Annotated in this window: 1 pseudogene; it reads left to right on the forward strand. The window is 50.4% G+C overall.

Annotated elements, in window-relative coordinates:
- Positions 1-279: 279 nt before the first annotated feature.
- Positions 280-14598, forward strand: a pseudogene (locus tag B9T62_RS00825) (SDR family NAD(P)-dependent oxidoreductase); the annotation flags it as partial.
- Positions 14599-14603 lie beyond the last annotated feature (5 nt).

Genomic DNA, 14603 nt, shown 5'->3' on the forward strand with positions numbered 1-14603 from the left:
GACAGCGGCAGAGACGCATTACAGAGACAGGACTGTGAACGGGACAAGCCGGTCTTCTTTTGACAAAACCTATTTGGACCGTCTTCTTGACGATGTTCTGAACGAAGCGATAACCGTTGATGCTGCATTAATAGAAATTGCCCAAACGAGGAGAGAGCTATGAAAGATTTTCTTCAATACGTTCTGACCGAAGTGAAGAACAAGCGTGTGGACAAAGAGGATGCCATTGCCTGGATCGAACAATTTCAGACTGCAGGAACGGTCCGGGAACAGCATAATCTTCATCCGCTGTTGCATGAGAATACGTCAAATCTGTCGGAGCAGCGGTTCAGTTCAACCTTTTCGGGGGAAGAGCTTTTTCTAAGGGACCATGTTGTGAATGGTCAGGCTCTTCTTCCGGGGGCTGCTTATTTGGAAATGGCGCGTGCAGCAATTGATATAGCAATGACCGGCTCCGGTTCTGCACCGGCAGGGGTATGCTTAAAGGATATTGTCTGGGTGCGCCCCCTGCCGTCGGAAGGGCGGGATATCCGTGTACACATCGGGCTATATCCTGAGTCGAATGGACAAATTGCTTTTGAGATTTACAGTGAAACCGGGGCATCTGAGGGGCCGCCCGAATTCATCATACATTGCCAAGGCGCAGCAGAGCTATCCTCTGCGGATAAGCCGGTAAAAGTGTTGGACATACCAGCCTTACAGGCGGCCTGCCAAGAGCAGATCCTTTCTTCCGTGCAATGTTATGAACGGTTTCACGATATTGGGCTGCACTATGGTCCAACGCACCAAGGCATCGAAGAGATGTATTCCGGTAATGGACAGGTGCTGGCAAAGCTTGTCCATCCTCCATCCCCAGCGGGTGAGGAGCTGCAGTATACGCTGCATCCGGGGTTCATCGATTCGGTTTTTCAGGCTACCGCAGGCTTTACGGCAGGGGAGAGCACGGTAACACCGGCTCTTCCTTTTGCATTGGAGAAACTGGATATACTGGGCGGGCTTACATCAAGGATGTGGGCCTGGGTCCGCCTTAACCACAGTAACGGAGACGGCACTTTCCAAAAGTTCGATATCGACGTGGCAGATGAGCAGGGGAACATTGCGTTGAGTCTGCAGGGCTTTACAACCCGTAATGCTCTTCTTAAAACTTTGATAGCTGATTCTGACGGGCTGAAGGAACAGGATACCCCGACTGAAAATGCGGATGACCGTTTCCGCGAATGTGAATCGGGAACTGATTATATTCTGGAAGAGAACGCCGTTCATTATTTTAAGAAGCTGCTGTCTTCGGTTATTCATTTACCCGTTTACCGGATTGATGCGGACGCACCGCTTGAGAAGTATGGTATCGATTCAGTAATGGTGCTGCAAATGACGAATCAACTAGAGCTTGTATTCGGACCGTTATCCAAGACTTTGTTTTTCGAGTATCAGACCATTCAGGAGGTAACCGAATTTTTTCTTCTCTCCTATCGTGACTCCCTGAAGCTGTTACTTGGCTTTGACGGTGAACCGGCAGGAGCGGCAGAGCCGGCGGCTGCAATCCAGGAGGCAGCTCAGGCGCCTGGGCTGCCGCTCCGTCATGGAAGGGAGCATTCACGTTTTTGGACATCGGGCTCCAACAATCCGGGAACGGCTCCTGAGAACGGTCATTTACGAAATCAAAGCATGGACATTGCTGTTATCGGCTTATCAGGCCGTTACCCCGGTGCAGAGAATGTTGAGCAGTATTGGAATAATCTCAGAGAAGGCAAAGACAGTATTATCGAAATTCCGAAAGACCGCTGGGATTATCAAAGGTACTATGATGCAGATAAGACTAAGGCGGGCAAAACAAACGGCAAATGGGGAGGTTTTTTGCAGGGGGTCGATCAATTCGATCCGCTGTTTTTTCAAATATCACCTCGTGAAGCCGAAATAATGGACCCGCAGGAGCGTTTGTTTTTGCAATGCGTTTACGGAAGTCTGGAGGATGCAGGCTATACCCGTGAAGCGCTGGGCAGGCATGGAGGTCAGGTTGGCGTCTATGTCGGGGTTATGTATGAGGAATATCAGATGTACGGGGCTGAACAGACACTGCTCGGGAACCCGCTGTCGCTTGGCGGAAGCCCGTCGTCGATTGCAAACCGTATCTCTTACTGGTGCAATTTTCATGGACCCAGCATGGCACTGGATACGATGTGCTCCTCCTCTCTCACAGCTATTCATTTGGCTTGCCACAGCCTGATGCGGGAGGAATGTGAGCTGGCAATTGCGGGAGGCGTCAATGTATCGGTACACGCGAATAAATATCTGGCGCTGGGGCAAGGAAATTTCGTTTCAAGCAAAGGACGCTGTGAAAGCTTTGGCGAAGGCGGCGACGGTTACGTGCCCGGTGAAGGGGTTGGCGCGGTGCTGCTCAAACCATTATCAAAGGCTCTTGCCGATGGGGATCAGATTTATGGGGTTATCAAGGGCACCGCAGTTAACCACGGCGGCAAAACCAATGGATACACTGTACCTAACCCCCAGGCACAGGCGGATGTAATCGGCCGTGCTTTGAAAGAAGCGGCAATTGATCCGCGGACGATCAGCTATGTGGAGGCTCATGGAACAGGAACCTCCCTGGGTGATCCGATCGAGATTGCCGGGTTGACCAAGGCCTTCCGGGCATTCACGAAGGATCAGCAGTATTGTGCCATAGGCTCGGCGAAGTCGAACATCGGTCACTGTGAGAGCGCAGCGGGGATTGCCGGTTTGACGAAAGTATTACTGCAGATGAAATATGGTCAAATAGCGCCTACTTTGCATGCGCAGACGCTGAATCCCAACATTGATTTCGGTGCTACCCCCTTTACCGTTCAACAGAAGCTGACCGATTGGGAGCGGCCGGTAATTCAAGTAAACGGAGAATTGAAGGAATTCCCCCGCCGGGCAGGCCTCTCTTCCTTTGGAGCAGGGGGATCGAATGCGCATGTGGTGATTGAGGAGTACCGGCCCTTGCGGGCAGCGGCTGATATTGCAGTTACCCCTCAGCGGCCGGCGATTATCCTGTTATCGGCAAAGAATGAAGAGCGTTTGCTGGAACAGGCCGGGCAACTCCTGTATGCTGTCCGCAGGCAGGGATACTCCGAAACGGACTTGATTGATATAGCTTATACCCTGCAAGTGGGGCGGGAAGCTTTGGAAGAGCGGCTTGGATTCCTGGTTAGCTCAGTGGGAGAGCTTGAGGAGCATTTAGCAGGTTTTGTGCAGCAGCAGGATCACGGATTACAAATGTACCGCGGGCAGGTAAAAAGGGATGAGGAATCATTGGCGGTTTTTGCAGCTGATGAAGATATGATTCAGGCGGTCGATACCTGGATTGCAAAAGGGAAATACACTAAGCTGCTCGATCTCTGGGTAAAAGGGCTGGCGTTCGACTGGAACAAGCTGTACAGCAAAGACAAGCCGCGCCGTATCAGCTTACCTACCTATCCGTTTGCGAAAGAGCGCTATTGGGTTCCGCAGAAGTCGTCCGGGCAAGGCAATGGGATACAAAGTATCGATACGGCACTTCATCCGCTTGTGCATCGCAATACATCTGATTTTGCCGGGCAGCAGTTTAGCACGACGTTCACAGGCCAGGAATTCTTTCTGCGTGATCATGTGGTACAAGGCCGCCGCGTATTGCCGGGAGCGGCTCATCTGGAAATGGCCAGAGTCGCAATTACTTTGGCCATGAAGCTTACGGAAGATGAGCGTACCGGCATTCATCTGAATCATGTTGTGTGGATTCAGCCTATTATCGTAGGCGACAAACCTGTTCAAGTGCATACAGAGCTGCTGCTGGAAGAAAACGGCGTTATTGCGTTTGAAATTTGTGGCGAAGCAGATGAAGCTGACGGTGAACCTGTGGTTTACAGCCAAGGAAGCGCCGTGTTATACCCGGTGGAAGAGCCGGCGTTTACGCTCAATCTGAAGGCGATACAAGAAGAATGCAGGGAGCGTATATTTGAAGCTGAGCCGTGTTACGCCGTCTTTGCGAGGATGGGAGTTGCATACGGGCCGGCGCAGCGCGGAATTGAAACAGTTTATGCCGGGAAGGACCAGGTATTGGCCAAACTTAGGTTGCCTGGAGTTGTCACGGATACGCTGACTGATTATATGATTCATCCGGCAATCGTGGACGCTGCAATTCAAGCAACGCTGGGATTAAGGCTCGGAACAGAAGAAATCCGGACGGCGCTGCCTTTCGCCCTGCAGGAGATGGAAATACTGGGAGCCTGCAAACCGGAAATGTGGGCACATATCCGGCGCTGTTCAGACAGCGGAATAGAGGGGCCGGTGCAGAAGCTGGATATCGATATAAGCGATAACGCGGGGAAAGTTTGCTTGCGGATGAAGGGATTCTCCTTTAGGGAAACAGAGAAGGGGACCGTTATACAGCCCGGGATCATTAAGGACAGCCCGGGGGAACAGGCAGAGATGCTAATGATTGCACCTGCCTGGGAAGCGAAAGCTGTGCCGGCAGCATCTGCTGTTCCGGAATTTGAAGAGCATATGGTATTGTTGTGCGGGCTTGCCCACCTATCGCCTCAAACGGTTGAAGCAGAGCTTGGTTCTGCTGTGCGGTGTATGGTTCTTCAGGCTGGCGCTGAAGATGCAGGCGGTTCTTATCTTGATCATGTCAGTCAAGTATTCCGTGAGGTTCAGCGGATGCTGCAATCTAAACCAAGAAAAAATATGTTACTGCAAATTGTTGCCCTTTTTGATGAAGAGCATCAGTTAGGCCGCGGAATTGCAGCTCTGCTCAAAACAGCAGCGCAGGAGAACCCGTTCTTCCGCGGGCAATGGATAGAAGTGGAAATGAAGGATGGCGCTTCCGGCATCATCCATAAGATCAAAGAGAATATGCGCACTCCTCAGGACTGCGAGGTGCGTTACATGAACTCCAAACGGTATATTGTCAATTGGAGCAATGTTGAAGTCCAAACCGATGAAACGATACCTTGGAGAGACGGCGGTGTCTATCTGATCACAGGGGGAGCCGGCGGATTGGGCAGGATTTTTGCAGAGGAGATTGCTGCAAAAGTGCGGAAAGCCACGCTGGTTCTAACGGGGAGGTCTCCGCTGGATGAAGAGAAGCGTACCGGACTGGAGAAGACTTTTGCACGGGGAACGAAGCTGGTATACAAACAGGCGGATGTGACCGATAAGCAGAATACCCAGGAGCTGATTGCGGATATACAGCATGAGTTTGGGGCATTGAATGGAATTATACACAGTGCCGGCATTATTCATGATGGATTTATTCTCAAGAAAACCGGGATGGATGTCCTCCAAGTTCTGGCTCCTAAGGTTAATGGTGTCGTGAATTTGGACGAGGCCAGCTCAAAGGTGCCGCTTGAGTTCTTTATATTCTTTTCATCAGGCTCGGGTGTGCTTGGTAACGTGGGGCAAGCCGACTATGCGGCAGCTAACGCCTTTATGGATCGCTATGCCTTCTACCGTGATGATCTTGTGAAAAAAGGGCTGCGCAGCGGACAAACACTGTCTGTAAACTGGCCGCTATGGAAAGAGGGGGGCATGCGGGTAAATGCCTCCACGGAAAAGCAAATGCAGCAGGCAACGGGAATGCTGGCATTGCGGACACCGGCAGGTATTCAGGCGCTGTACAGAGCCTTTAGGAGCAAAAAGGCGCAGGTGTTTGCAGCCGAAGGAGATGCAGTACGCATGCAGCAGGCCTGGTTCCCGGGGATGCGCCTTGTTTCTGCGAATCCGTTGTCAGATCAAGTGTATAACCAGTTGACCCGCACAGCGGCCGCACTGCTGCAGGTAAGACCGGAGGATCTGGATTGTACGGCCGGATGGGAGGAATACGGATTCGATGCGCTGTGCTGGGGAGAATTGATAGAATCCCTTAACCGCATGTATGACCTGGAGCTTACACCGGCCGATTGGATTAAATATGACTGCTTGGACAGCCTTTCCGATTACTTGGTAAAACAAGCAGGGGAGAGCAGCGTGCAGCCTGAGAAGCCGCTGCAAGAGGAAATGTTACAGCAGGCAGTACCAGGTACTCTAACTATGGATATTAGCGGTTCAGAGCTTCGGTACCATGCAACGGAATATTTTAAAAAGGCTCTTTCCTCCATACTTAAGCTTCCTTTGCATCGTATTGATGAACATACGCCGCTTGAAGCCTATGGCATAGATTCGGTAATGATTTTGCAATTGACGACGGAATTAGAGCGGACCTTCGGGCCGTTGCCTAAAACGTTGTTTTTTGAATACCGGAATTTAAGGGAAGTTACGGGTTTTTTCCTTGAAGGTTATAAGGAGAAGATTAACCAGCTGCTCGGTTATAACAGTACGGAGGCTATCGGCCGGTCAGACAACAAAGAAGCGGTCAAAGAGAATACAGCGGCAGTTTTATCAGGTTATACCCGTCCGCGTATTAGCTCAAGAGCCCTTCGTGGAGTGAAGTCACAGCCGGAACAGGAAGTTGCTAAAGGGCTGGACATAGCGATTGTCGGGCTTTCCGGGCGTTACCCTGGCGCAAGAAATGCCGGACAGTTCTGGGAAGCATTGAAGAACGGCAAGGACTGTATCACCGAGATTCCTCCGGAACGCTGGGATCACCGGTTGTATTTTGATACCGACCAGGAGAATCCGTACCGCACCTACAGCAAGTGGGGAGGATTTATCGACGGCGTAGAAGAATTTGATCCTAAATTCTTTAATATTTCACCGCGAGAGGCAATTTCGATGGACCCGCAGGAGCGGTTATTTTTGGAATGTGTGTTTGAAGCGCTGGAGGATGCCGGTTATACGCGCGAGCTGTTAGCAAAGGGTACAGGGAATGCCGGGGGAAGCAGTCCGGGCGGCAATGTCGGTGTTTACGCCGGCGTTATGTATGAAGAATACCAGCTTTACGGACTTCAGGAGCAGATGAAAGGAAACCATACTGCACTGGTAGGTAATTCTGCTTCCATTGCTAACCGGGTTTCTTATTATTGTAATTTCCACGGACCGAGTATTACGCTCAATACGATGTGCTCTTCTTCGCTTACAACGATCCATTTAGCATGTCAGAGCCTCTCCGGCAACGAATGTGAAATGGCGGTTGCAGGCGGTGTGAATATTTCGATTCATCCGAACAAATATTTGGCGCTGGCGCAGGGCAGGTTCATTTCAGATAAAGGCCGCTGTGAAAGCTTCGGCGAAGGCGGTAACGGATATGTGCCCGGTGAAGGTGTTGGGGCAGTAATACTTAAGACGCTGGCAAAAGCAAAAGCGGATGGCGACCATATTTACGGCGTGATTAAAGGCAGTGCGATCAACCACGGAGGAAAAACGAATGGTTATACGGTACCGAATCCTTCCGCACAATCTGATGTCATTAAAAAAGCCTACGGATTGGCCGGCATTGACCCGCGTACTGTAAGTTATATCGAAGCGCATGGAACTGGAACCTCCTTAGGAGATCCGATTGAAATCGCCGGGCTGACCAAAGCATTCCATGAATTCTCGAAGGATAACCAATATTGCGCGATCGGGTCGGCTAAGTCCAACATTGGACATTGCGAAAGCGCAGCCGGAATTGCCGGCATTACAAAGATTTTATTTCAATTTATGCATAGACAAATCGTTCCATCCTTGCATTCAAAGGTGCTTAATCCGCACATCGACTTTGCTCAAACACCGTTTATTGTCCAGCAGGAGCTGGTAGAGTGGAAACGCCCGATTCTTGACGGAGGCGAGGTGCCAAGGCGTGCAGGGATTTCTTCCTTCGGTGCGGGAGGAGCCAACGCACATTTGGTGCTGGAAGAATATGTGGATGAAAGGGATGAACGGGGCAGGGAAGAAGGCGGCGTACCCCTTAATCCGTTCTTGATTGTGTGGTCCGCCAAGCAAAAGGAGAGCTTAAGGGTACAAGCGCAGAATTTATTGAATTCAATACAGGAAGCCCGGTTAACCGACGCTGATCTAGCCCGCATTGCCTATACTTTGCAGACTGGGCGGGAGGCAATGGAGGAACGGGCGGCTGTAATCGTAAGTTCCATCAAAGAGCTGTCGGAGAAGCTAAGGGAATTCGCAGCGGGGAACGAATTTACTGACGGTCTTTTCCGCGGTCAAGTCAAGGAGAATAAAGATACAGCATCATTGTTTGCTATGGATGATGAATTACAGGAAGCGGTTGCGAAGTGGTTGCTCAGGAAGAAATATTCCAAGCTCGCGGAGCTGTGGGTAAAAGGTGTCCAGTTGGATTGGACCCTCCTTTATAACGGGCATACACCACGCCGGATCAGTTTACCGGCATATCCTTTTTCAAGAGAGCGGTATTGGATTGTAAATTCTTCAGAGACAAAAGCCATTCCGCCAGCAGAGAAGGAGAAGCAGAAGGAGGAGGAGCAGGAGAAAGCAGATCACCGGCCGATCGCAGCCCTCCCGGATGAGCCGGCGCCTCAATCTAAAGTGCAATTGAACAGCCTTGCTCATATCAACCCTGTTGAACCAGCAGTGAAACAAGAACCGAAAACGCTACCAGCATTGGGGGGAGTGCACCAGACAATGATCTCTAATCTGCAACTGGAAAGTGAGCTTGCGGTTAGTTTGGCAGAGATTTTATATATGCAGGTCAGTGATATTGATCCGGAATCTTCATTTATTGATTTGGGATTAGATTCAGTTGTTGGTGTGGAATGGATCAAATTGCTGAATCGGAAGTACGGGGTCACTCTGACAGCTACAAAAATCTATGATTACCCGAATCTGCACGCTTTTTCGTTATTTATATCACAACAGCTGATGTCCAAAAATGAATTTACTGCTGTCAAGGATGCAGTAGTGGAAGAAAAAAAGCAGGTTCCGTTAATCAGACTGCAAGCGCTGGACGATTTGCCTGCCGCTCCCGTTAAGCATCAGGCGCCGCCGACTGCATATCCCGCTCCAGAACCTGAACCGGTGATACAACTTAAAGATCCCGCAGCGTTACCCGGTTTAACGCGCTCAGGTATGCCATCTGCTGCTCAGCCGTCACAAGTCTTAATCCATGAACTGGCTGCAAGCCTGGCTGATGTGCTTTACATGAGCCCTGATGATGTGGACACTGATCAAAATTTTATTGATTTGGGTCTAGATTCTGTGGTCGGCGTTGAATGGGTCAAACTGCTGAATAAGCAGTACGGAACGTCAATTGCCGCTACCAAAATCTATGATTACCCGAATGTACGCGAGCTTGCAGGGTATTTATTGCAAATAATCCCGGGTCCCTTAGCAGCACCTGAATTAGCTCCTGAGCCGGAAAAAAAGCCGTTACCGCTGCAGCGGCAGGAGGAGCTTGGAGATTGCTACGGCCTTGTTCTTTCAACCGTTCATTCCGTGGATGAGATTGCTCTGGGGCCATGGGCGGTAGGCGAACCTGCTGCGGCTGAAATTCAAATTCAAGTGAAGGCATCTGCGATTAATTTTCCTGATGTGATGTGTGTCCAAGGATTGTACCCGACGATGCCGGAGTATCCGTTCGTACCCGGGTTTGAGGTCGCAGGAGTTATCTCTTCGGTCGGAAAAGAGGTATCCGGTTTCCTTGCGGGGGATGAAGTCATCGCGCTTACAGCTCAGCAAATGGGCGGACATGCGGGCTTTGTCAATGTTCCGGCCGCCAACGCAGTACGTAAGCCGGCCAATATTTCATTTGAAGAAGCGTGCAGTTTACCGATTGTGTACGGAACAGTGGCACATGCCCTGAATGTCGGCGAATATAAGCCGGGTGACCATATTCTCATCCAAACGGCTACGGGCGGGTGCGGACTGATTGCGTTGCAGCTTGCCAATCTGCAGGATTGTATCTGTTATGGCACTTCCAGCAAGACGGATAAACTGGAAATTCTCAAAAAACTGGATGTTCCCTACGTCATAAATTATAAAGAAGGCGATTTTGACCAGGACGTCCGGCGCTTGTCGGGCAATCGCGGAGTGGACATTGTACTGAATACGTTATCAGGCGAAGCCATTCAAAAGGGATTGAATTGTCTGGCTCCTTCCGGCCGTTATTTAGAGCTTGCAGTTCATGCCCTGAAAACAAGCAGCAAGCTGGATTTATCACAGCTTACAGAAAACCAGTCCATTCATAGTATTGATTTACGCCGGTTAGGTTTGAAAGGCGGGATTGATGCAAGAGAAATATTGGAAAACATGGTGACCCTGCTTGAATCTGAGCAGATCGTGCCGATTGTTTCGAGAATTTATCCGAAAGAGCAAATTAAAGAGGCCATGGAGTACGTGGGAAGAGGGGAGCATGTTGGCAAGGTGGTGATCAGCCATACGAGCAAGGAGATGGTAGATCTGACAGACCACTGTATCCAGCGTCTGATCCAGCAGAAACGCAGATGCGAACAGCGCAGCAAAGAAAAACCGCAGCCTCCGGTTACAGCTGTAACCAACAGCAATAACCTTCCGCAAGCAGACCCTATGCTTGAAGGCATCGCGATTATAGGAATGTCCGGGCAATTCCCGCAAGCAGGGTCCGTAGAGGAACTGTGGGACAACTTGGCGCTTGGCAAAGATTGTGTATCCGAAATGCCTGACACGCGCTGGTCTATCCAAAAATATTACAGCGAAGACCCTTTGGCTTCCGGTAAGACATACAGCAAGTGGATGGGGGTTGTGGAGGATGCGGATCAATTCGACCCGTTATTCTTTAATATTTCCCCGGCTGAAGCGGAATTGATGGACCCGCAGCAGCGCTTGTTCCTGAAAAACAGCTGGCACTGTATTGAGGATGCCGGAATAAAACCGTCTTCCTTGTCGGGCAGCCGCTGCGGCGTGTTCGTAGGCTGTGCAGGAAGTGACTATGGCCAGATGGCTAGTGAGCAGGGATTAAGCGCTCAAGGTCTGATGGGGGAAGCGACATCCATTTTAAGTGGACGGATTTCGTACTTTCTCAATTTAAAAGGGCCGTCAATGGCTATAGAGACAGCGTGCTCTTCATCACTGGTAGCTATTTCCGAAGCCTGCAACAGTCTGGTGCTCCATAATTGTGACTCGGCACTTGCCGGCGGAGTATACATTACCGCAGGACCTTCAATGCATATCAAAACGAGCAAGTCCGGCATGCTGTCTAAAGATGGCCGCTGCTTCACGTTCGACACGAAGGCTAACGGTTTTGTTCCTGGTGAAGGAGTTGGCGTTCTGCTGCTAAAAAGGCTTTCGGATGCAGTACGTGATGGCGATCCTGTCTATGGAGTAATCCGCGGGTGGGGCATGAACCAGGACGGTAAAACAAACGGAATTACAGCACCCAGTGTTAACTCACAGATCATGCTGGAGAAAGAAGTCTATGAGCGCTTTCACATTCAGCCAGAGACGATTTCGTTAATGGAAGCACACGGTACGGGGACGAAGCTTGGTGATCCGATAGAGGTGGAAGCACTGACGGAATCCTTCCGCGCTTTTACAGATAAGACTTCCTATTGTGCACTTGGTTCTGTGAAAAGCAACATCGGTCATTTGATGATGGCTGCCGGCGTAACCGGCGTGATCAAGATTTTGCTTGCGATGAAGCATAAGCAGATTCCGCCGCTGATTCATTTTGAGAAGCTAAACGAGCACATTCAATTAGAGGGCAGTCCTTTTTACTTGAATACAAAGCTGGCGTCATGGGTGCCGGCTGCAGCGGGTCCGCGCCGGGCCGGTGTCAGCTCCTTTGGATTTAGCGGGACGAATGCCCATCTGGTTATTGAAGAATTCATTCCCCTGCCGCATGAAGCCGGGCATATTCCGGAGAATGATCAGCCGGATCACGGCGTTTTGTTTGTGTTATCGGCCAAAAACAACACGCAGTTGAAGGTGTATGCTTTACAGCTCGTCGGCTTTTTGACTGCTGCGGAAGATTTGCGGCTTGCAGATATAGCCTATACGTTGCAGGCCGGGAGGGAGGCAATGAATGTCCGTCTGGCGTTTATTGCCTCCGGCAAAGCCCAAGCCGTACAAATGCTGCAAGACTTCTCTGCAGGAATATCAAGGGACGGTTTGTACACCGGAAGTATTCAGAAAAAGCGGGGCATGGCGGGCGCTCAAACCGGAGACAGGGTTGCAGAGCCGGCAGATTCAGGCCTGGATGAGACAGCAAAAAGGTGGGTATCGGGAGCCGAAGTGGATTGGTCCCGTCTGTATCTTCGGAATACGCCAAAGCGGATTCATATGACGGGTTATCCATTCGCCGAAAAAAGATATTGGTTACCCGCCGAATCAGATACCCTTAACCGGTCTGATTCAGATCCGAACGCTTTCAACAATGCGTGGCACCATCCGTTGGTGCACAGAAATACGTCTACGTTTTCCGGACAGCGTTATAGCACGCTGTTAACGGGCCGGGAATTTTTCTTAGCGGGACATCAAGTTCAAGGCTGCAGCGTGCTTCCGGGAACCGCTTATCTGGAAATGGCGCGTGCGGCTATTTCGTCTTCCCTGGATGTTAAGGAAGCACAGCGTGCCATTGTGTTATCCGACATTGTCTGGTTGAGACCACTGACCCTTGCTAACGGGCCGGTCGAAGTGAATATCAGGCTTTTCCCGAAAGAGAAGGACCAGATATCCTATGAGATTTATACAGAAGATGAACATAACGGGCAATTGAAGCAGATTATACATGCTCAAGGGAAGGCTCAGCTTCAGGTAAAAGCGGACACCCGTGCTGTGGATCTGGCAGAGCTGCGAAACAAATGTTCCATAAGCGCACTTGCCTCTGCGGATTGTTACAGTAAATTCAGCGCAATGGGGCTGGAATACGGGCCAGGGCATCGCTGTATTGAGTTTATCAATGTTGGGGTTAATCAGGCTCTGGCGAAGCTGAGACTGCCGGACCATCTGGAGCATACATTAGCCCAATACGTACTTCATCCAGGAGTGCTTGATTCAGCACTGCAGGTTTCGGTAGGCCTGATGAATACTTCGGGCAATACCGATACAATGGTACCGTTCTCCATTGAACATATGCGGATCTATGGAGCTTGTTCAGCGGAAATGTGGGTCAATGTCCGTTTTGCAGAGCAAAACCGCAATGAAAGGGACCAGGAAATTCTTGATATCGATTTGTACGATGACCAAGGGAATCTATGCGTAAGCATACAGGGTTTCTCATTACGCAGATTGGAGCGCGAGTCCGGCGCACCAGGCAAAAGCAAAAATGAACAGGCGGGCATCATTTATTTTAAGCCTCACTGGGAGAAGAAAGCCGTAGAAAAACAAGCCGTAATCCCGTATTCAAAGCATCTGGTCATTCTTGTTGAACCGGGGGCGGAGCTTGTTCATGAGGTTGCCGCTCAATGTCCTGGTGCAAGATGTGTACAGTTAAATGATGCAGATGAGAAAGACTTAGCCCAGAGATTCCACACCTATGCGGAACAGGCGCTGCTGGAAATCCAATCGGTGCTGTCCGGAAACTCTAAGGGTAACATGCTCATCCAAATGGTTGCTCCTTTGGACGGAGAGAGCGGCCGGTTTTCGGGTCTTGCAGCAATGCTGAAGACGTTGCGGTTAGAGCATCCCAAGTGCTATGGACAATTCATTGAAATGGATGATATGGCAGGGGACAAGCTTGCTTACAGGCTCCACAATGAAAGCAGAAACCCGGAAGAGCCCATGATTCGCTATAGACATGATGAACGGTTTATCGCAGGCTGGTCTGAACTCGGCATCTCACAAGAGGAACTGCATATCTCATGGAAAGAACACGGGGTGTATCTCCTTACTGGAGGGGCAGGCAGTTTAGGCCTGATTTTTGCCGAAGAAATGGTTTCGCAAGTGCGACAGATCACGCTGATTTTGACAGGCCGTTCGCAACTGACCTTACATCAGCAAGGACAGATTGCCGAGCTGCGGAATAGCGGGGCGAGGGTTAGTTATGAACAAGTGGATGTATCGGATAAAGAATCGGTTAACAGGTTAATCCAGTCCGTTGTTGCCCAATACGGATCGCTTAATGGCATTCTTCACGGTGCCGGTGTGTGCAGGGACAGCTTTCTGATGAAGAAGACCAGGGAGGAGCTTCACAGTGTGCTGGACCCCAAAGTAAACGGTTTAGTACATTTGGATCAGGCTACCCGTGGGATAAGACTGGACTTCTTTTATCTTTTCTCATCCATTGCGGGAAGCCTGGGAAATCCGGGACAAGCTGATTATGCGGCAGCAAATGCTTTTATGGATTCGTTTGCTTCATATCGTAATGGGCTGGTGATGAAGAAGGAGCGTTATGGCCAGACGATTTCCGTAAATTGGCCGCTCTGGCAAGAAGGGGGCATGCAGATGGATGAATCGGTGCGCAGACAACGGATGGAGCAGGCTGGTATGGCAATGCTGCGTACGGATAAGGGGATACGGGCATTGTATCAAATTGCATCAGCCGGGGTGGACCAGGCTATGGTCATGGAGGGCAATACTGCACAATTAAGAGCAGCGGTTTGCAGTGACCGGCGCCCGGCTATTGACGTGAAATCCGGCGGGGATCTTCTTCATTCAAGCGCGAGCGAGATGCCGGATGATGCATTCTTTTTGCACCTAACGCAGCAGATCAGCAGCGGTGAGCTTTCGGAAGAACAGTTGGCCGAAATTCTTAAAGTTTCGTCAATGAGAGGGTAATTCAA

Source organism: Paenibacillus donghaensis (genome assembly GCF_002192415.1).
Classification (GTDB): domain Bacteria; phylum Bacillota; class Bacilli; order Paenibacillales; family Paenibacillaceae; genus Paenibacillus_AQ; species Paenibacillus_AQ donghaensis.